The organism is Rhodococcus sp. BH4, assembly GCF_002079265.1.
Lineage (GTDB): Bacteria > Actinomycetota > Actinomycetes > Mycobacteriales > Mycobacteriaceae > Rhodococcus_F > Rhodococcus_F qingshengii.
Genome location: NZ_CP014941.1, coordinates 761,612 through 780,489, shown reverse-complemented (window position 1 = coordinate 780,489; position 18,878 = coordinate 761,612). Strand labels below are relative to the sequence as shown.

Sequence of the window (18,878 nt, the reverse complement as noted above, 5' to 3'; positions counted from 1 at the left end):
TCACCCGAAAGCCGTTACAACTCAGCTGCTACGACGCCTGCGGGCGATGTCCGCCAGGACGACTCCGGCGGCAACCGAGGCGTTGAGCGACTCGACCGGACCGGCCATCGGAATCGACAGGATCGCGTCGCAGTTCTCGCGGACGAGGCGCGAAAGGCCCTTGCCCTCGGAACCGACCACGATCACAACGGGACCGCTGCCGTCGAAATCGTCGAGAGTGGTGTCGCCCTCGGCGTCGAGACCGACGACCTGAACACCCTTCGATGCCCAGTCCTTGAGCGTGCGGGTGAGGTTGGTTGCCCGAGCAATCGGCAAACGAGCGGCAGCGCCGGCGCTGGTGCGCCAAGCGACAGCACTCACGCTCGCGCTACGACGCTCCGGAATCACGACGCCGTGTCCACCGAAAGCTGCGACCGAGCGCACGACGGCACCCAGGTTGCGGGGATCGGTGATGTTGTCCAGCGCGACGAGCAGCGGCGGCTCGGCATGCTTGCGTGCCTCCGAGAGAAGATCGTCCGGGTGCGCGTAGCGGTACGGCGGAACCTGCAGGGCGATGCCCTGGTGAAGACCGTTGGCGCTGAGGCGATCCAGATCGGTGCGGGGGACCTCGAGGATCGAGATGCCGGCATCCGCAGCGAGCTGAACGGATTCCTTCAGTCGATCGTCGCTCTCGGTGCCGACGGCGACCCACAGTGCAGTCGCCGGAACACCGGCGCGTAGGCACTCGACCACCGGGTTGCGTCCGAGCACTGTCTCGGGACCGTCGAGAACCTTGCGGCCCGGACCCGGACGGCCACCGCGGCCCTGCTTCTCGTCGGCACGTGCGGCGCGCGCTGCACGCTTTGCCGCGGGATGCTTGGTGCGTGCCTCGGCGGGCGGCGTAGCGCCACGCCCTTCGAGACCGCGACGGTGCTTACCGCCGGAACCGGCAACCTGGCCCTTCTTGGTGCCGCCCTTCCGGACTGCGCCGCGCCTGCTCGAGTTTCCAGCCATTGTTACTGCCCTGCCTTAAGGGACCATTCGGGTCCGTCGGGAGTATCGGTTACTTCGATACCCGCCTTGATGAGGCGATCGCGGACCTCGTCCGCCACCGCCCAGTTCTTTTCCGTACGTGCCTGCTGCCGACGATCGAGATCGGCCCGCACCAACACGTCCAAAGCTTCCATTGCCGTCTCGGTGTCGCCACCGGACTGCGTCCAATGCTCGTCGAGTGGGTCGACGCCCAGGATCGCGAGCATGGCCCGCACCTGGCCGGCAGCCACCCGAGCCGCGTCGAGATCACCGGCAGCGAGCGCGGAATTACCCTCGCTCGCCTTGCCGTGAATCTCGGCCAACGCGATCGGCACCGACAAGTCGTTGTCGAGAGCCGCCGCGAAACCTTCGGTCCACGTACCGAGTTCGACGCCACCCGCACGCTTGTGTGTGCGCAGGACGAACGACTCGAGCCCCTGGTAGGACTTCGCACTTTCGTCCAACGCCTCGTCCGAGTACTCGAGATTGGAACGGTAGTGCGCACTACCGAGGTAGTACCGAAGTTCTTGCGGACGAACCTTCTTGAGCACGTTCGGCACCGAGAGAACGTTGCCCAACGACTTGGACATCTTCTCGCCACTCATCGTGACCCAGCCGTTGTGCAACCAGTACTGAGCGAAATCGTCGCCGGCGCACTTGGCCTGCGCAATTTCGTTCTCGTGGTGCGGGAAGACGAGATCGCGTCCACCACAATGGATGTCGAATGCCGCCCCGAGGTAGAACTCCGCCATGGCCGAGCACTCGAGGTGCCAGCCCGGACGGCCGGGTCCCCACGGCGTCGGCCACGAGGGCTCACCGGGCTTGACGGCCTTCCAGAGGGTGAAGTCGCGAGGATCACGCTTGCCCTCGGCCGCACTCTCGCCCTGATGAACGTCGTCGAGTTTGTGGCCGGACAGTGCGCCGTACTCGGGGTAGCTCTGCACGTCGAAGTAGACGTCACCGCCCGCCGCGTACGCGTGGCCGTTCTCGATCAGACGTTCCATCATCTCGACCATCTGCGTCACGTGACCGGTGGCCCGCGGCTCGATGGACGGCGGCAGCACACCCAGTTGGTCGTAGGCCCACGTGAACGACCGCTCGAACGTCGCCGCCCACTCCCACCAAGGTCGACCGGCGCCGGCGGCCTTGTTGAGAATCTTGTCGTCGATGTCCGTCACGTTGCGCACGAAGGCAACGTCGTTGCCGTGCGCCAACAGCCAGCGTCGCAGCACGTCGAAAGCGACGCCGCTACGAACGTGTCCGATGTGAGGATCACCCTGAACTGTCGCCCCACACAGGTACACCGATGCATGTCCGGGGGCCAACGGAACAAAATCCCGAAGGGCCCGCGTACCGGTGTCGTATAGGCGCAGGGTCACGACCAGCGATCTTACCTGTCGTGTTCGGTTGTCATGACCAACGCGGTGGCCATGGCGGCGATCCCCTCGCCGCGACCGGTCAAGCCGAGGCCGTCCGTGGTGGTCGCGGACACCGAAACAGGCGCGCCGAGAATGTCCGAGAGCACCTTCTGTGCCTCGTCGCGACGTGGCCCGATCTTCGGACGGTTGCCGATGACCTGCACCGCGGCGTTGCCGACGGCGAACTGGTTCTCTTCGAGCAGTCGGCGAACCTCGGCAAGCATTCGAGCGCCGCTCACGCCGTCCCATTCGGGCCTGCCGGTGCCGAAAACCGAACCGAGGTCACCGAGGCCCGCCGCAGAGAGCAACGCGTCACACAGCGCGTGGACGGCGACATCGCCGTCCGAATGGCCCGAGCACCCGTCTGCTTCCTCGAACAGCAACCCGGCCATCCAGCAAGGACGACCGACCTCGATGGGATGAACATCCGTGCCGAGACCGACGCGCATCTAATTTCCGTCCTGTGAATCCGCACTCAACGCTGTCTCCGAGCTCAGGAGCGCCCGTGCAAGGACCAGGTCGAGCGGAGTGGTGATCTTGAAGGCGAGGGCGTCGCCGGGAATCGTCTGCACCGAAACACCGAGACGCTCGACCAGAGCGGCGTCGTCGGTCGCGGCGACGTCACCGGCGTCGTACGCACTGCGCAGGACGTCGGTGGAGAATCCTTGGGGAGTTTGAACCGCACGCAACTCCGAACGCAGAGGCGTACCGGTGACTGCGCCGAGTACGTCGACCGACTTGATCGTGTCGGTAACCGGAAGTACCGGGATAACAGCGGAGCTGCCGGCTCGGAGAGTACCGACGACGCGCGCGATCAACGCCGGCGGTGTCAATGCCCGTGCGGCATCGTGCACGAGTACAAAATCTGCGTCGCCGGCAGCACTGAGGCCGGCTCGAACCGAATCGGTTCTTTCGGCACCACCACCGACGACGTCGACGTCCGCTGCACGACCGAGGTCGGCTACGACGGATTCGACCAGTTCAGGCGGCACAATGACAACAACGCGGTCGATCGCTCCGGATTTCCGGAGTCCATCGACCGCGCGTGCAAGCATGGTGCACCCACCGAGTTCGACAAATGCCTTGGGCAATTTCTCGCCCAATCGCACTCCCCGACCTGCGGCAGGTACCAGGGCTACTACTGCCACTGTCAGCTTTGTTGTGTTGCAGTCAGGACGCGGCCGCGAGGACCTCGTCGAGAATGGTCTCTGCCTTCTCGGTGTCAGTGCCCTCGGCGAGCGCGAGCTCTCCGACGAGAATCTGACGAGCCTTGGCGAGCATGCGCTTCTCACCAGCGGAAAGTCCGCGGTCCTGCTCACGACGCCACAGGTCACGAACAACTTCTGCAACCTTGTTCACGTCACCTGAGGCAAGCTTCTCGAGATTTGCCTTGTATCGACGAGACCAGTTGGTGGGCTCTTCGGTGTGCGGTGCTCGCAGAACCTGGAAAACCTTGTCGAGGCCTTCTTGGCCGACCACGTCACGAACTCCGACGTACTCTGCGTTGTCTGCAGGAACCCGTACTGTGAGATCGCCTTGAGCGACCTTCAGAACCAGGTACTCCTTCTGCTCACCCTTGATGGTGCGGGTTTCGATAGCTTCGATCAGCGCCGCACCGTGATGGGGGTATACGACGGTGTCTCCGACCTTGAAAATCATGTGTCCCGTGCCCCTTTCGATTCCACTAGTTTAACACGTGAAAGAACCGACCACTCATCAACTGTGCAGGTCAGGGGCATCCTTGCTCGAGCGTAGGGGTTGACAGGGCTTGTTGTACGTGCATTCAACTGGTCTGGAGCACCCCTGCGTAACGGACTGAAAGCCCACGCAGACAACCGTTGTGGCGACCCGACGGCCAGCCCGCGGGACCTTATCTACTACTCTGCCTAGTGGAGTGCGAACCTGACGCCGTGGAGGACAAATCGTGACTGCTATCCGTAAGCCGACTCGTCGAGTCGCTACCGCCATTGCACTGGCTGCAGGCGCAGCCATCGCGCTGTCCGCTTGCGGTTCCGGACAGGTGAGCCAGACCGCCGTCCAGCAGGCCGCCGTGAACGGCAACAGCGCCGACCTCGGTGAGATCGCACTGCGCAACGTGCACATCGCTTACCCCTCGTCCGAGGAGTACAGCATCGAGCCGGGCGGCAACGCCGTGCTCGCGTTCACCGTCGTGAACGACAGCGCCGAGACCACGGACAAGCTCGTCAGCATCACCACCGATTACGCAGCACGCGTCATCGCAGGTGAAGAGGTAGGTGGCTTGACGATCAAGCCGCAGACGTCGCTGCAGGCCGGTCAGTTGCCCGCAGGCGAAGGCGCCGCGACCGAGGCCGAGACCCAGATCAAGAACAACGAAGAGAACGACGACGCACCCGCTGCGCTCTCTCTCGTCGTTCTGCAGGACATCAAGGCAGGGGTTCGCCCCGGCTTGACCGTCCCGATCACCTTCAAGTTCGAGAAGGCCGGATCGGTCACCGTCGACGTACCTGTCGACGCCGGCCCGCAGCTCGAGCGCAACGAGTCGGACAAGTCACCCGACGTTGCAGAAGCTGGGCACTGAGCCTCGAATCACCAAGGCGCACAATGCGCCTCGCAGAACAGCTTCAAAATCACACTAGAGGCGGGGTCCATGTCGGACCCCGCCTCTAGTCTGTCCCGGTGGCCAAAGTGAAATCGAACTACCGCTGCTCCGAATGCCAGTCGGTAGTGCCCAAGTGGGTCGGTAGATGTCCGGACTGCGATTCGTGGGGCTCGATGACCGAGGTCGCCGTAGTGGCACCCGTCGCCAGTCGCGCCGGCGCCTCACTCGCCAAAGCAGGATCAAGCGCCGTGCTGCCTACGACGCCGGCCACGCCGCTGACACAGATCGACAGCACCTCGACGCAGGCCAAACCCACGGGGATCGGTGAGTTGGACCGCGTCCTCGGCGGTGGCGTCGTACCGGGTTCGGTGGTGCTGCTCGCGGGCGAGCCCGGCGTCGGAAAATCGACGCTACTTCTCGAGGTCGTCTACCGCTGGGCGATGCGCAGCGCGGATGATCGAGCGTTGTACGTCACGGGCGAGGAGTCCGCCGGTCAGGTTCGGCTTCGGGCAGATCGCACCAACTCTGTCCACGAACGGATGTATCTGGCGGCCGAATCCGATCTCGCGACCATCCTCGGCCACATCGAGCAGGTCAAACCGACACTGGTCATCGTCGACTCGGTGCAGACCATGCTTGCTGCCGACGTCGACGGGGTCGTCGGCGGCGTGACTCAGGTCAAGGCCGTCACCAGCGCCCTGACCTCCCTGGCAAAGGCCAGTGGAATCCCGGTGCTTCTGATCGGCCACGTCACCAAGGACGGCGCCGTCGCCGGTCCGCGCTCGCTCGAGCATCTCGTGGACGTGGTTCTGCACTTCGAAGGTGACAAGCACTCCACCCTGCGCATGGTCCGCGGCGTGAAGAACAGATTCGGTGCGGCCGACGAGGTCGGATGCTTCGAGCTGAGCGAGCAGGGCATCAACGAGATCAGCGATCCGTCCGGCCTGTTCCTGCATCACCGTGAAGAAGCTGTGGAAGGCACTGCCGTCACCGTGATGATGGACGGTAAGCGACCTCTACTCGGTGAAGTTCAGGCGCTCGTCGCCGCCACGCCGCTACCGACACCTCGCCGAGCCGTCAGCGGGCTCGACACCGCCCGTGTGGCCATGGTTCTGGCCGTGTTGGAACGCCGCGTCGGAGTGTCGATCTCGAAGGCCGACGTCTACGCCGCGACCGTCGGCGGTATGCGGATGACCGAGCCGGGTGCCGATCTGGCTCTCGCCATTGCGGTCGCTTCCGCCGTGAAAGCCAAACCCGTCCCCAAGGGGCTCGTCATCCTCGGCGAGGTCGGACTCGCCGGGGAGGTTCGACGGGTTGCCGGGGTGAACCGACGGCTGATCGAAGCTGCCCGACTGGGATTCACCAGCGCCATCGTGCCGGTCGATTCCGGCCCGAACATTCCCAGCATGCGCGTCAACGAAGTGGCGAATCTGGCCGAGGCACTGGCCTACGCCGGATTGATGGGCGGCAAACAAGCCCCGTCTCGCCCCAAGCTCACGCCGGTGAAGTGATCGTCGTTCGGCCGACTACCTCGTCAGACCGACGAGGTGCCGAACGGGGACGTCGGTTCGCCGTCCACGAACTCCTTGGTCTTGGCGAAGTGTTCCGAGGTGATGGTCAGAAACAGTCCGCGGGAGGTTCCCACCACCGTGTCCGGATCCGCTGTCGGACCTTCGACGATCACCGCTTCTGCACTGGTGTAGACCTTGCGGCGTACAACACCGTCGATGCGAGCCCGGAATTCGAGCACCGATCCCAACGGGATCGGCCGGGCGAAGTCGATCTCGAGGTGCCCGGTCACCACCGGCGAGCCGAGAGCCATACATGCCATACCTTGAGCCTCGTCGAATGCCGTCGACAGAATGCCGCCGTGAATGACACCTGGACCGCCCTGATACTTCTTGGCGACCTCCAGACGACCGGTCACTTCCAGTCCGTTACCAGCCCTGAAACTCATCGCCATTCCCGCAGGCTGGTCGTCGCCGCAGCCGAAGCATTTCGACCAGTGCTGAGGCAGCTTCTCGCCGGCGGCCGGAAAGAATTCGACCGGCTCCGGGACAGTCAGGTCATCAGGCAGGGTCCAGGTACTACTCATGGATAGGTAATCTAAACGGGGATCCGTCCGGCGCAGGCATCGGACCCGACCGAAGTGACATCGACCTCAGCAGGGAGTTTCTCAATGATCAGTGCGATGGCGGACACACAGTCGTCGTCGGCATTGCGAGAGACCATCGCCAGGTTGGCGCCGGGTACCGCTTTGCGAGACGGGCTCGAACGAATTCTGCGCGGCCGTACCGGCGCGCTGATCGTCCTCGGATACGACGAGGAAATGGAAGCGCTGTGTGACGGCGGATTCAACCTCGACGTGGAGTTCGCACCGACCCGATTGCGCGAGCTGTCGAAGATGGACGGCGCGGTTGTCCTCTCGACGGACGGCACACGCATCGTGCGTGCCAACGTCCAGCTGGTTCCCGATCACAAGATTCCCACCGTCGAATCCGGCACGAGGCACCGCGCTGCCGAGCGCACGGCAATTCAGACCGGCTATCCCGTGGTCTCGGTCAGTCAGTCGATGTCGATCGTCAGTGTGTACGTCGGCGGCATTCGGCACGTCATCGACGGCTCGGCCACCATACTTTCGCGCGCCAACCAGGCCGTCGCGACGCTCGAACGATACAAAGCGCGACTCGACGAAGTGACACGGCAACTGTCGGTCGTCGAGATCGAGGATTTCGTGACTCTGCGCGACGCGTTGACCGTCGTACAGCGCCTCGAAATGGTTCGCCGCGTGTCGATCGAAATCGAACAGGATGTCCTCGAACTCGGCACCGACGGTCGCCAGTTGGCACTGCAGCTCGAAGAACTGGTCGGCGACAACGACATTGCACGTCAACTCATCGTTCGGGACTATCTTGCCGGTCCCGAACCCATCGGCACCGCGGCGATGGACAACGTCCTCGTCGCACTCGATCGCGTCACCGACGCCGATCTACTCGATCTCACGACTCTTGCGCGTGTTCTCGGTTATCCGGGCACGATCGAAGCCCTCGACACTCCGATGACTCCTCGCGGATATCGCGTGCTGATGCGTGTACCTCGATTGCAGTTCCATCAGATCCACCGGTTGGTCGGATCCTTCGGCACTCTCCAGTCGCTGCTGGCCGCTACGGCTGCCGATCTGCAGTCGGTCGAGGGCATCGGCGGGCTGTGGGCCCGTCACATCCGTGAGGGACTTTCCCGGCTCGCGGAAACGTCGATCACCGGATCCTTCAACTAGCGGGCCTGTTCAGGCTTGCCCGCGCTCATGCGATGTTGAACGGCTCCGGGGAGCTTCGCAGTGCACCGAGCTGCCCGACAACCGTGTAAGCGCCTGCGCCCACCGGATTGCGCTCGGGGTTCTGCGCGGTCGCGCACTCGGGGGTCGACGTCGTGGCCGACCAGGCGACCTTGAACGCAGCTTGCTCGCCGGGCGCGAGATTGCGTACGTCGGCTGCGGGCTGTGGGTAGCAGTCGACGTTGGACCACAACCGGGTCTTGCCGTCGATGCTGTAGACGAGCACCTGCTGAAGGCCGCCCGCCAGATCTCGATCACAGGGTGCCGAACCGATGTTGGTGATGACGATCGTGAACGACGGCTCTTCGCCGGGAGCGAAGGTCGCCTTGTCTGCGGTGGCCTTGACTGCCAGCGACGAGTCGGCGCACTGACCGGCCGGGACCGGAGCCCCGGTGGTCGACGAAGAGGAAGAAGACGAAGACGATCCCGAAGCCTGCGTGCCCGAGCCACCTGATCCACCGGCAGCGCCGCCACCCGAGCCACCGCCACCGTCCGGCGCGTTGGAGCCGGAAGGGTTGGGGGTGAAGGAGACGTCCGTCGTCAGCGAGGAACTCGCAGCGGCCGAATCGGCCTCCGGGGTATCACTTCCACCGCCGAAGAGGGCGGACGCCGCCCAGATGATCAACGCCAGTGCAATGACGGCGGCACCAATGGCCAGCGCCCGGCGACGCCAGTAGATCTCGGGGGGCAGTGGTCCATTAGGTTCCAACACGGACTCAACGGTAGTTGGCGCAGGGTCCACTAACCGTCAGCTGAGGCGGCGTGTCGGTACCCATTGTCTGCTGCCAGGTACCACTGCCCCGGAAGATCTAACCCTCGACGGTCTCGACGCTCTCGCCGATGTCGCCGACCGCGCCCTGAACTCGCATGTGACCGTCGGACAACGTGTACGTGACGCCGACGATCGCGCACGCACCCTTGTCCACCTTGTCGGCGATGATCCGCGACCTCTGCATGATCAGCGAGCCGGTCTCCACGACGTGACGGCCTTCGAGTTCGTCCACGGTGGACAAGCCCTCGTTGCGGCCCATCAGGATGGACGGAGCAACACGCTCGACCACACTGCGGATGAATCCGTCGGGAACTGCGCCCTCGTCCAGGGCGTCGAGCGTTGCCTTCACGGCACCGCAACCGTCGTGCCCGAGGACGACGATGAGCGGCACGTTGAGCACGTGAACCGCGTACTCGATGGAACCGAGCACCGAATCGTCGAGCACGTGACCTGCAGTGCGCACGACGAACATGTCGCCGAGACCCTGGTCGAAGATGATCTCGGCGGCTACGCGCGAATCACCGCAACCGAACAGCACCGCTGTGGGGTGCTGCCCATCGACGAGTTTCGCGCGGTCCGCGATTCCCTGGCTGGGGTGAATGGACGCGTCGTTGACAAATCGCTCGTTGCCTTCGCGAAGGGACTTCCAAGCGGAAATGGGGCTTGATCGTGGCATTCACTCATTGTGCACCCGCCGCATTTCGGGCTCTCGCCGGGAAGGTTGCGTGGACGCAAACGAAAGTTCCGCGTCGACATTCGCGCCCGGTGATGAAGTGGCCGGAATGGAACTTACTTCAGAGTCAGTTTCCTGATACCGTCTCCGAACGTGACCTGGAGCACTTCGAGCTCCCGAGTGTGATCGAAGAAACCCGACCAGAACGATTCGGCCGGAGAGGGGGATGACGTGAGCACCGAAGCTACGACGACCGGGAATGGAACAACCGGGGAAACAACTGCTGTCTCCCCCGCCAAGACGAACATGTTCTCGAACCTGCTCTCCGAGATCGGACTGCTCTTCACCTTCACCGTTCGCGTGTGCGTTGCGGGGTTCACATCTCTTCGACACAAGCGTCTCGCCTGGCGTGAGGCGCTCGACCAGATGTGGTTTCTCGCCCACGTCACCTCGGTCGCGTCCGCTCTGGTGATGATTCCCCTCGGTGTCGGGGTAGCACTGCAGATCGGTGCGCTCGCAGATCAAATCGGTGCGGGTGCGTACAGCGGTGCCGTCGTCGCGTTCCTCATCATCGGACAGGCCGGCCCCCTGGTGTGCGCCCTGATCATCGCCGGTGTCGGCGGTTCCGCAATCTGCGCAGATTTTGGAGCGCGAACGATACGCGAGGAAATCGATGCACTCGAAGTGCTCGGTCTACCCGTGCTCGAACGCCTGGTCGTACCCCGGATGATCGCCATTGCCGTCGTCTGCCTCCTACTGAACTCGATAGTTCTCGTAATCGGTTTGGGCGCAAGCCTCTTCGTTCACGTCCTGATACTCGACGGCAACGCACAGAGTTTCCTGCGCAATCTCGTTCAATTCAGTCAACCCAGCGACTTCGTCGTCTCCGGCATCAAAGCCGTTGCCTTTGCTCTCATCTCGGGAATCGTGGCCTGCTACAAGGGCCTGACCGTCAAGCGCGGAGCTCAAGGCGTCGGCGACGCAGTCAACGAGACCGTCGTGCTCTCGTTTGTCCTCGTGTTTGTCGCCAACCTCGCAATTACTCAGTTCTACCCACTGTTCGTCTCGATGAAAGGTGCCTATTGATGCACCTGCCCATCGCAATTCGTGCCAAGAGGGTCAGTTCGCGGACCGTCGACGGCCTGAGTCGGCTCGGCGATCAGTTCACGTTCCACGCGCGTGTCATCACCTCGATTCCGGCAACCCTCAAGCGCTATTGGCGTGAAGTCGCCCGTCTCGTCGCCCAGGTGGCATTCGGTTCGGGCACCCTGCTCGCCGGAGGCGGCAGCGTCGTCGTGATCTTCGCGATCTCGTTCTTCGCCGGTTCCCAGATCGGACTCGAGGGCTACCGCGGACTCAACCTCGTCGGCCTCGCACCGCTGTCCGGCGTGATGTCCGCCATCGCGAATACTCGCGAGGTGGCACCACTCGTTGCCGCAATCACCCTGGCAGCCAAGGTCGGAACCGGATTCACCGCGCAGCTCGGAGCGATGCGGATCTCCGAGGAAATCGACGCGCTCGAAGTCATGGCGATTCCCTCGCTGCGGTACCTGGTCACCACCCGAATGATCGCGGCGCTCATCGCGGTGGTCCCGCTGTACCTGGTCGGCCTGTTTGCTTCGTACATGGCAACGGCGCTTGCGGTGATCCGGGTCAAAGGCCAGTCGGAGGGAACGTACGGCTACTACTTCAGTCTTTTCCTCTCTCCCAACGACATCTGGTTGTCCTTGATAAAAGTCATGGTGTTCGCGGTCGTCGTGACCCTCGTGCACTGCTACTACGGTTACACCGCGACGGGTGGACCCGAAGGCGTCGGACGAGCCGCCGGACGAGCGTTGCGCACCAGCATCGTCTTCCTTGCGTTCACCGACGTCGCGATGACCATTGCGCTGTGGGGACTCAAACCTCACGTACCCGGGCTGACCGGATGATCGTCACGAATTCCAGCCGAATCACCCTGGCACTGCGGGGTTTACTCGCCGTGGTCATCCTGATCCTCGCCTACGTCTTCTTGTTCAGCAGAGGTACGGACTCCACCGGTTCCACACCGCAGGTCAGTGCTGTCGTCCCCGCCAGTGCCGGTGCGCTGCGAGTCGGATCCTCGGTACAGTACCGCGGCGTCGTCGTCGGCGCTGTGGCCGAGATCGAGCCGGGCACCACCGCTTCGACTGTCTCACTCGCGATCGACGAGGGAGCGTTCGAGGACATACCGTCGACAAGTCAGGTGCGACTGATGCCCCGCAACATCTTCGGCGACTTCTTCGTAGACCTGATTCAACCTGACGGACTCTCGCGTGGTCCTGCTCTCGTGCCGGGTACCGAGTTGGTATCCGATCAGTCCGAAGTCGCGGTCCAGCTCTACCAATCGATCTCACGGATCTACTCGCTCGTTTCTTCCCTCGACCCAGCCGACATCAACGTCGCACTCACGGCAGTCTCGGACGCGTTGAGCGGCAAGGGAAACCAGATCGGCGAATCGCTCGATTCAGTCCACCAAGCGTTGGTCGGTGCGCAGCCCGTCATCGACGGACTCGGTGACGACCTCGACGACATAGCCACCCTCGCCGACAGTCTCTCGACGAGTGCGCCGGACATGCTCGCCGCATTCGAGAACTCCATCACCACATCCAAGACCGTCGTCGAGAAATCCGACGGGTTGGCGGGGCTTCTGCGTGCCGGCACCAGCACGGGAGCTGCTGCCACGAGTCTGATCGGTGACAATCGCGACCGCATGATCACCTTGGTCGACGACGCCGATTCCCTGACCGGCGCAATCACTTCGCGGCCGGACCACATCACGACCTTCTACAACGGCCTGCGCAATCTCACGATCAAGCTCCCGCCCGCGTTGGCGCATGGTCCGTGGCTCAGCACCGATCTACGGCTGTCCGTCACAGATCTGTATCCGTACGGAAAGACCGACTGCCCACAGTACGACGGAACCCGCGGACCCAACTGTCCTGCCGCCGCGACCGCGTTCGGCGGAACCGTCGGCCCGGTCGGCAGCCCTGCCGAACAGTCCCTGATCTCGGCTCTCACCCAGGGCGGTACAGCTTTGGACACTCTCGTGGCGGGGCCGGTATTTCGCGGCACGACGGTGATGGGCGGATGAGCGTGAAGAAATCTCTGATCAGGTTCGGACTGTTTGTTGCACTGTCGATTCTCGCCACCGTGGTTGTGGTGAGCACTCTGATCAACCCAGTCTCCGGGTCTAGTTCGCAGTACCGGGCCGTCTTCGTCAATGCCTCCGGCCTGGTCACCGGCAGCGATGTTCAGATCGCCGGGGTGCGAGTAGGGCGCGTCGACAGCGTCGAGTTGGTGAACAACCAAGCCGTCGTCGGCTTCGAACTCGAATCTGCACAACGTATTCCGTCCGACGGTCGCGCTGTGGTGAGGTACGCAGACCTGTTGGGAGCGCGAACAATTTCGATCGAACCCGGACAGGCCGAACGCGCAACAGGCAACTACCTCTCCCCCGGGGCCACAATTCCCGTGGAACAGACTCAGCCGGCGATCGACCTCACCGACATCCTCGGCGGATTCCGTCCCCTTTTCGACGCACTTGACCCCGCAGAAGTCAACGAGCTTGCCGCACAGGTCGTCCAGGTATTCCAAGGACAAGGTTCCACCATCGAAAGCCTGCTGGAGCGCACTGTTGCCGTCACCGAGAACTTGACGTCCCGGGACGCGATCTTGGACCAACTACTGAACAACCTCGACCGGGTCCTTACCGTGACCACGACGAATCGACCCAACTTCGTCGAGATGATCAACACGCTCGACGCACTGGTCGGCGGTTTGGCACAGGACCGCCAACAGATCTCGGCCGCAGTGGATTCCGCAGGCGCCCTGACTTCTTCACTTCAGGACTTGGTGACGCGCGTGGAACCGGACTTGGCTGGCGCGCTGACTTCGATCGATCAGTCGGCCAGCGTCGTCGTCGACAACCGTGAGTCGCTGGCGACCGGTATCACCGCTTTCGATCAACTGTTCACCCAGTTGGGGATCGCGATGAGCTACGGAAGCTGGGCGAACATCTACATCTGCAACTTCCGGCTCAGCGCGCTGGACCAATCGGTGACCCTCGGCGGCCCCGAGCGTTCGGCGGTGTGCCGATGAACTGGCTCACCGTCAAGAACCCGGTCCGCAACGGAATCATCTGCATCCTCGTCGGAGTCGGTGTGGTTCTGGCCGCACTCGTTGTCCCTCAACTGATCTTGACGGTCAAGACCAACGAGTACCACGCTGTCTTTGCCAACGCCACCGGGTTGACGCAGGACGATCCGGTCAACGTCGCGGGAGTCCCGAGCGGGGTGGTCACCTCGTTGGCGGTCAGCGGCAACTCGGTTGAAGTCACCTTCCGACTCGACGACGGCGTCACTCTCGGCGAAGACTCCCGTGCGGACATCAAGATCTCGACTCTGCTCGGCCGACGCTCGCTCGACGTCACTCCGAACGGATCGCGCTCGTTACCCGCAGGTTCGACCATCCCCATCGAGAACACGAGCGTTCCGTTCACTCTCGACGATCTCGGTCGAGGAGCACAATCCACGTCGGAAAACCTTGATCTGCAACAACTGCGAAACATGCTGACCGTGGTGTCCGACAACTCACCGGACGATCCCGAACTCATTCGCCGCTCACTCGAGGGAATCGACGCACTCTCCGGAGTAGTCAACGACAACGACGTTGCGCTCCGTTCCCTTCTCACCGGAGCGCAGCAGACGACCGCAACACTGATCGAGCAGAAGGACACTCTGGAAACCCTTCTGGGGAATGCGGATCTGGTGATGTCCACGATCGCCGACCGGCGAGATGTGCTGAATGCGCTTGTACAAGACCTGAATCAGTTGAGCACCACACTTGCCCAGTTCCTGGGCGACAACCAGGCTTTGGTCGACTCGGTCATGGGAGACATCCACGTGGTGACGGGAGTTCTGTCCGAGAACGAACAATCACTGACCACACTGCTCGACAACTTCGCCCCCAGCGTCCGCTACGTCACCAACGCAACCGGTAACGGCAACTGGCTCGACCTCAACTCACCCTCCACCCTCATCCCGGACAACTGGTTGTGCGTCGTCGGGCTCGTTCAGGGGTGTCGATGACCACGACCGTCAAGAAACTCGCCGTGCTGGCAGCGATAGTGATCTGCGCGATCGGTGCCGTCCTGGTCGTCACGCGTGACGAACACAGACTCACTCTCACCGCCGAATTCACCTCGACCGACGCTATCTTCACCGGGAACACAGTGACGATTCTGGGAGTTCCCAGCGGGAGGGTCGAGAGCGTCACGCCGGAAGGGTCCCGGGTACGAGTGGCGCTGAGCCTGCCATCCGGAACACGTATACCCGCCGACGCGCAGGCCTGGGTCCTGTCTCCCTCGGTCATCAGTGACCGCACGATCGAACTCGGCCCCGGCTACGAGGACGGTGAGTTCCTCACCGACGGCGCGGTGATCCCTCTCGAACGCACTCACTCCCCCCTGACGTGGGACCAACTCACCGCATCGGTGAACGAATTGACGGTGGCGCTCAGCCCTGGCGCCGACGGCGGCGGGATCGGTGACCTCATCGGAGAAGGCGCCCACGCGTTGGACGGCAACGGGCAAGCATTCAACGATGCCGTTCGGTCCATCTCACAGGCCAGTTCGGTACTGGCGGGTGCAAGTCCCGACATCTCCGAACTGGTGAAGAACCTGAACACCCTCGTGCAGTTGATCGCGGACAACCAGACCAAGGTCGACTCTCTGTCGAACTCGGTGACAGTCACCGCCCGCACGTTCAGCGCCCAGCGAGAAGACATCAGCGGGGCGCTCGATTCCCTGACCACGTTGCTCGGACAGGTCTCAGCGCTACTCGCCGAACACGGCGAGGCGGTCACCGCCGATCTGGGTACGCTCGCGCAGTTGGCCGGTGCAGTCGCGACCAAACAGGATCAACTGCGCGAGATCATCGAAACGGCACCAACGGGATTCGAGAACGTCGCCAACCTCGTCACCGAAGAAGGCCGAGCCAGGGCGCGATTGAACGTCGCCACCGATCTCTCACAGTTCGACACGACGCGAGAACTGTGCGAGAAGATGCCGATTCCGCTGTGCACCGGGCCGGGAATCGTCAATCCCATCGAATTTCCTTCGGCAGGCAGCTCCGACCTGGCACGCATCCTCGGTGGGGGCAACTGATGGCGTCGAACAAGTCCGTGGTGAGCGTTGTCGTGGCACTTGTCATCGCGGCGCCATTGACCGGCTGCAGTCTCAACTTCCAGCACCTCCCCCTCGGACGCGGTCTGCCAGGAGAGTCGTACCCGCTGAACATGGAATTCGTCGACGCGTCGTTACTTCCCGTCGGCGGCGAGGTGCGGATCGGGCAGGCTGTCGTCGGCAGAGTCACGTCGATGAGCGCGCAAACCTTTGCAGCCGTGGTACATACCGAAATCGCGTCGGACATCGAACTACCTGTCGGCACCCGCGCTCGGATCGAGCTGTCGACCCCGATCGGCGATGCGTTCGTCAACCTCGAAGTTCCGGTCGATCCAGCGGGCCCCATTCTCGAACCAGGTTCCACCATCGAGCGATCGGAGACCGTGCGCGGACCCGATGTCGCACAACTGCTCGGCGCCGTCGGAACTCTGTTGAACGGCAGTGGGTTGGCGCAGGTCAAGAACATCGTCAGTGAGGCTGATCAGATTCTCGACGGCAGGGAGGAGACGATCCGCGATCTGCTTGCACGCCTTGACACTTTTCTCGGAACACTTGACGACCGAAAGGAATCGATCAATTCGGCACTGGATTCACTGAACCGGCTCAGCGCTCTGATCGGTGACGAGAGCACCACGATCGACGAAGACTTGCGCACACTCACACCCGCATTGGGCGTGATCGCCGACCAACGACAACCGCTCCTCGATCTACTCGACGAAACCGATCGGCTCAGTACCGCAACCAATTCCGTACTCGACCAGTCGTCCGACCAGATTTCCGAGATCACCGGACGACTGTCACCCATCCTCGACCAGTTCTCGGCAATGGGCCCGACACTGGGTGAGACGATGGCCAACCTGGACAACGCAAGAGTGCTCCTCGAGCGTGCCAGCCCAGGCGATTACGTGAACATCGACCTCGACGTCGATGTCGAGGGCACCGTGACCGGAGTGCTCAACAAGATAATCCCGGGCGCCGCACCGCCACTGCCACCTCTGCCCGCCTCCGATCGGGAACTGCCGATCACGACACCCCTGCAAGGAGGAACGCGATGAAGAACCGAACCGTCTATTTCGAGATCGCCGCCTTTCTCCTCATCGCGGTGGTCAGCACGACGTACGTACTCCGGCAAGTCGGTGCCGGAGATCCGTTCACCGGAACCTTCTCGGTCATCGTCGAATTGGAGAACGCGGCCGGAATCGCTCCCGGTTCGGAAGTGGCCTATCGCGGAGTCACCGTCGGCGACGTCGAGTCGGTGGAGGTGGACTCTGCCCAGGACCTCGTCGTGATGACGTTGAGCATCGCCGCCGACAAACAGATCCCCAACGATTCGCATGTGGCCATCAGCCAGGACACCGCCGTTCCGGTATTGAAAGTTCAGTTGTCCTCGCAGACCGACGGCGGCCCGTATCTGGTTGAAGGTTCCGTTGTTCCGACTGAGCGCACTTCGATCCCGGTCGCGTTGGGAACCGTGATTGCGAATTTCAACGCTGCTGCCGACACCGTCGATCCGGCAGACCTGCGAACCCTCTCGCACGAACTCGGCGAGGGATTGAACGGATTGGGTCCGGATCTGCAGGCGCTCGTCGACAACTTCGACATGCTCGCGCGCACTGTCCAATCCGATCAACCGCGTGTCAACACACTCGTCGAGAACTCGCGCTCACTGTTCACTGCGAACGAGGAAAATGTTGACGCTCTTCCCGAAGTTGCACTCACACTTCGCCAATTGACAGATCAGGTACGAAACTCCGATCCGCAACTGCGCACACTCCTCGATCGAAGCCCGAGTGTTCTCGACAATCAGATACTGCCTCTCATCGAACAGAGTCGTGAGCCGTTCAGTCTGCTGTTGGCCAATTCTCTCGTCTCCACTCAGATCGTCACTGCACGGATGCCCGCCGTCGATGCCTTGTTGGTGGTGGTGCCCAAAGGATTCGAGAAGTTCGGAAGTATCGTCAAAGACGGACGGGCACAGCTTGATCTGATCACAGCACTCGGCCCGGTCTGTATCTACGACACGCCCCGGCGATCGGTACAGGACACCTCACCGACCACGCTCGACAAGAACCAACACTGCGCGGACCAGTCGGGCCGGATCCAGAATCGCGGATCGCAGAACGTCCCCACCGGAACTGGAACGATCGACGGGGTTGCTGAATACGATCCTGCCCTCGGAACGGTCGCAGCCGGTGACGGAACGTCGATTCGTCTGGGCCTCAACGGTGGTCAGAACACCGTTCTCGGTGACAACTCGTTTGCCGCACTACTAGTACAAGGAACGCAATGACCGAGACAACCGAACCCCAGACGCCCACAATCGTCGACAAGCCCAAGCGGCTTCGCAAGCAGACCGTAGCGATCGTTGCCGGCGCCCTGGTCGTGGTCGCGGCGCTCGGATGGGGCGCATTCGCGACCTGGCAGAAATCGGTCGACGAAAACGCGCGTATCAGCGCCCTGGACAGCGGACGGCAATTCGCCACTGATCTTGCGACGTACAACTTCCGGAACCTCGATCAGAATCTTTCCGTGGTCCGTGACAATTCTGTCGGCGAATTCGCCGGTCAGTACGCCCAGGTGGCAGCCAACTTGCAGAACATGATCGTGCAGTATCAGGCGACCTCGTCCGCTCAGATCATTTCAGCCGGGTTGGCGAGCAGTGATCGCGACAACGCCGAGGTGCTCGTGTTCCTCGATCAGACGATCACGAACACCAACTCCCCCGATCCGAGAATCGACCGCAACCGGATGCAACTTTCGCTGGTCCGCGAGGACGGCGAGTGGAAACTGAGCAACGTGCAGTTGTTGTGACCCGGCGGTCGGGCGTCAAAGACAGCCGTGTCGGCGACTGCCGATAAAGTGGCCCCCACAAGTCGACGTCTCCTTC

General features: G+C 62.6%; 20 protein-coding genes. 12 read left to right on the top strand and 8 right to left on the bottom strand.

Annotated features, from left to right (window positions below; translation table 11 throughout):
- Window positions 1–21: 21 nt before the first annotated feature.
- From rlmB to carD, 5 genes are read right to left on the bottom strand one after another with little or no spacing between them, the layout of a single operon-like run.
- A complete protein-coding gene (rlmB, locus tag A0W34_RS03680; RefSeq protein WP_003945749.1) occupies window positions 22–993 on the bottom strand; it encodes a 23S rRNA (guanosine(2251)-2'-O)-methyltransferase RlmB in 972 nt (323 codons plus the stop codon).
- A gap of 2 nt (window positions 994–995) precedes the next feature.
- A complete protein-coding gene (gene cysS / locus A0W34_RS03675; RefSeq protein WP_003945830.1) occupies window positions 996–2,390 on the bottom strand; it encodes a cysteine--tRNA ligase in 1,395 nt (464 codons plus the stop codon).
- Between the two features lie 11 nt (window positions 2,391–2,401).
- Complete coding sequence (ispF, locus tag A0W34_RS03670) at window positions 2,402–2,878, bottom strand: 2-C-methyl-D-erythritol 2,4-cyclodiphosphate synthase (RefSeq protein WP_047269647.1); 477 nt, start codon at window positions 2,876–2,878, stop codon at window positions 2,402–2,404.
- On the bottom strand, window positions 2,879–3,577 hold the full coding sequence (gene ispD / locus A0W34_RS03665; RefSeq protein ID WP_039972758.1) for a 2-C-methyl-D-erythritol 4-phosphate cytidylyltransferase: 699 nt from the start codon (window positions 3,575–3,577) through the stop codon (window positions 2,879–2,881).
- A gap of 22 nt (window positions 3,578–3,599) precedes the next feature.
- Entirely contained in the window at window positions 3,600–4,088 is a 489-nt protein-coding gene (gene carD / locus A0W34_RS03660; RefSeq protein WP_003945666.1) for an RNA polymerase-binding transcription factor CarD, read from the bottom strand.
- 265 nt (window positions 4,089–4,353) lie between these two features.
- Here carD and A0W34_RS03655 point away from each other — a divergent pair, with 265 nt between their 5' ends.
- Window positions 4,354–4,989 carry a lipoprotein gene (locus tag A0W34_RS03655; RefSeq protein ID WP_007726888.1) on the top strand — a complete coding sequence of 212 codons (636 nt, stop codon included), beginning with the start codon at window positions 4,354–4,356 and terminating at the stop codon, window positions 4,987–4,989.
- 98 nt (window positions 4,990–5,087) lie between these two features.
- Window positions 5,088–6,521, top strand: coding sequence for a DNA repair protein RadA (gene radA, locus A0W34_RS03650; protein WP_081557329.1), 1,434 nt, complete (start codon window positions 5,088–5,090; stop codon window positions 6,519–6,521).
- A gap of 23 nt (window positions 6,522–6,544) precedes the next feature.
- Here radA and A0W34_RS03645 read toward each other — a convergent pair whose 3' ends face one another.
- Complete coding sequence (locus tag A0W34_RS03645; RefSeq protein WP_003945494.1) at window positions 6,545–7,105, bottom strand: PaaI family thioesterase; 561 nt, start codon at window positions 7,103–7,105, stop codon at window positions 6,545–6,547.
- 96 nt (window positions 7,106–7,201) lie between these two features.
- Here A0W34_RS03645 and disA point away from each other — a divergent pair, with 96 nt between their 5' ends.
- Complete coding sequence (disA, locus tag A0W34_RS03640; protein ID WP_024487741.1) at window positions 7,202–8,287, top strand: DNA integrity scanning diadenylate cyclase DisA; 1,086 nt, start codon at window positions 7,202–7,204, stop codon at window positions 8,285–8,287.
- 25 nt (window positions 8,288–8,312) lie between these two features.
- Here disA and A0W34_RS03635 read toward each other — a convergent pair whose 3' ends face one another.
- Together A0W34_RS03635 and A0W34_RS03630 are read right to left on the bottom strand one after the other, a co-directional pair.
- A complete protein-coding gene (locus tag A0W34_RS03635) occupies window positions 8,313–9,056 on the bottom strand; it encodes a DUF4232 domain-containing protein (protein ID WP_007726893.1) in 744 nt (247 codons plus the stop codon).
- A 97-nt stretch (window positions 9,057–9,153) separates the two neighbouring features.
- Entirely contained in the window at window positions 9,154–9,792 is a 639-nt protein-coding gene (locus tag A0W34_RS03630) for a carbonic anhydrase (protein WP_003945421.1), read from the bottom strand.
- Window positions 9,793–10,020: 228 nt separating this feature from the next.
- Between A0W34_RS03630 and A0W34_RS03620 the strand changes: the two genes are divergently transcribed.
- The 9 genes from A0W34_RS03620 to A0W34_RS03580 are packed head-to-tail and all read left to right on the top strand — an operon-like array spanning window position 10,021 to window position 18,802.
- Window positions 10,021–10,875 carry an MlaE family ABC transporter permease gene (locus A0W34_RS03620; protein ID WP_232329975.1) on the top strand — a complete coding sequence of 285 codons (855 nt, stop codon included), beginning with the start codon at window positions 10,021–10,023 and terminating at the stop codon, window positions 10,873–10,875.
- A complete protein-coding gene (locus A0W34_RS03615; protein ID WP_003945610.1) occupies window positions 10,875–11,720 on the top strand; it encodes an MlaE family ABC transporter permease in 846 nt (281 codons plus the stop codon). The genes A0W34_RS03620 and A0W34_RS03615 overlap by 1 nt, the downstream gene beginning before the upstream one ends.
- The gene (locus A0W34_RS03610; protein ID WP_081557326.1) at window positions 11,717–12,901 is read left to right on the top strand and encodes an MCE family protein; all 1,185 of its coding nucleotides are present in this window, start codon (window positions 11,717–11,719) and stop codon (window positions 12,899–12,901) included. The genes A0W34_RS03615 and A0W34_RS03610 overlap by 4 nt, the downstream gene beginning before the upstream one ends.
- Complete coding sequence (locus tag A0W34_RS03605) at window positions 12,898–13,908, top strand: MCE family protein (RefSeq protein WP_081557325.1); 1,011 nt, start codon at window positions 12,898–12,900, stop codon at window positions 13,906–13,908. Before A0W34_RS03610 ends, A0W34_RS03605 begins: the two co-directional genes overlap by 4 nt.
- Window positions 13,905–14,897, top strand: coding sequence for an MCE family protein (locus A0W34_RS03600; RefSeq protein ID WP_232329974.1), 993 nt, complete (start codon window positions 13,905–13,907; stop codon window positions 14,895–14,897). The genes A0W34_RS03605 and A0W34_RS03600 overlap by 4 nt, the downstream gene beginning before the upstream one ends.
- A complete protein-coding gene (locus tag A0W34_RS03595) occupies window positions 14,894–15,973 on the top strand; it encodes an MCE family protein (protein ID WP_081558745.1) in 1,080 nt (359 codons plus the stop codon). The genes A0W34_RS03600 and A0W34_RS03595 overlap by 4 nt, the downstream gene beginning before the upstream one ends.
- Complete coding sequence (locus A0W34_RS03590; RefSeq protein WP_081557324.1) at window positions 15,973–17,046, top strand: MCE family protein; 1,074 nt, start codon at window positions 15,973–15,975, stop codon at window positions 17,044–17,046. Before A0W34_RS03595 ends, A0W34_RS03590 begins: the two co-directional genes overlap by 1 nt.
- A complete protein-coding gene (locus A0W34_RS03585; RefSeq protein ID WP_064688636.1) occupies window positions 17,043–18,281 on the top strand; it encodes an MlaD family protein in 1,239 nt (412 codons plus the stop codon). Before A0W34_RS03590 ends, A0W34_RS03585 begins: the two co-directional genes overlap by 4 nt.
- Window positions 18,278–18,802, top strand: a complete 525-nt coding sequence (locus A0W34_RS03580) for a hypothetical protein (protein ID WP_081557323.1) — start codon at window positions 18,278–18,280, stop codon at window positions 18,800–18,802. Before A0W34_RS03585 ends, A0W34_RS03580 begins: the two co-directional genes overlap by 4 nt.
- Window positions 18,803–18,878: the final 76 nt, after the last annotated feature.

Bases quoted from the DNA above. Each gene is read 5' to 3' on its own strand.
- rlmB (WP_003945749.1), bottom strand. From the start codon at position 993: ATGGCTGGAAACTCGAGCAGGCGCGGCGCAGTCCGGAAGGGCGGCACC.
- ispF (WP_047269647.1), bottom strand. From the start codon at position 2,878: ATGCGCGTCGGTCTCGGCACGGATGTTCATCCCATCGAGGTCGGTCGT.
- carD (WP_003945666.1), bottom strand. From the start codon at position 4,088: ATGATTTTCAAGGTCGGAGACACCGTCGTATACCCCCATCACGGTGCG.
- A0W34_RS03645 (WP_003945494.1), bottom strand. From the start codon at position 7,105: ATGAGTAGTACCTGGACCCTGCCTGATGACCTGACTGTCCCGGAGCCG.
- disA (WP_024487741.1), top strand. From the start codon at position 7,202: ATGGCGGACACACAGTCGTCGTCGGCATTGCGAGAGACCATCGCCAGG.
- A0W34_RS03630 (WP_003945421.1), bottom strand. From the start codon at position 9,792: ATGCCACGATCAAGCCCCATTTCCGCTTGGAAGTCCCTTCGCGAAGGC.
- A0W34_RS03615 (WP_003945610.1), top strand. From the start codon at position 10,875: ATGCACCTGCCCATCGCAATTCGTGCCAAGAGGGTCAGTTCGCGGACC.
- A0W34_RS03610 (WP_081557326.1), top strand. From the start codon at position 11,717: ATGATCGTCACGAATTCCAGCCGAATCACCCTGGCACTGCGGGGTTTA.
- A0W34_RS03605 (WP_081557325.1), top strand. From the start codon at position 12,898: ATGAGCGTGAAGAAATCTCTGATCAGGTTCGGACTGTTTGTTGCACTG.
- A0W34_RS03600 (WP_232329974.1), top strand. From the start codon at position 13,905: ATGAACTGGCTCACCGTCAAGAACCCGGTCCGCAACGGAATCATCTGC.
- A0W34_RS03595 (WP_081558745.1), top strand. From the start codon at position 14,894: ATGACCACGACCGTCAAGAAACTCGCCGTGCTGGCAGCGATAGTGATC.
- A0W34_RS03590 (WP_081557324.1), top strand. From the start codon at position 15,973: ATGGCGTCGAACAAGTCCGTGGTGAGCGTTGTCGTGGCACTTGTCATC.
- A0W34_RS03585 (WP_064688636.1), top strand. From the start codon at position 17,043: ATGAAGAACCGAACCGTCTATTTCGAGATCGCCGCCTTTCTCCTCATC.
- A0W34_RS03580 (WP_081557323.1), top strand. From the start codon at position 18,278: ATGACCGAGACAACCGAACCCCAGACGCCCACAATCGTCGACAAGCCC.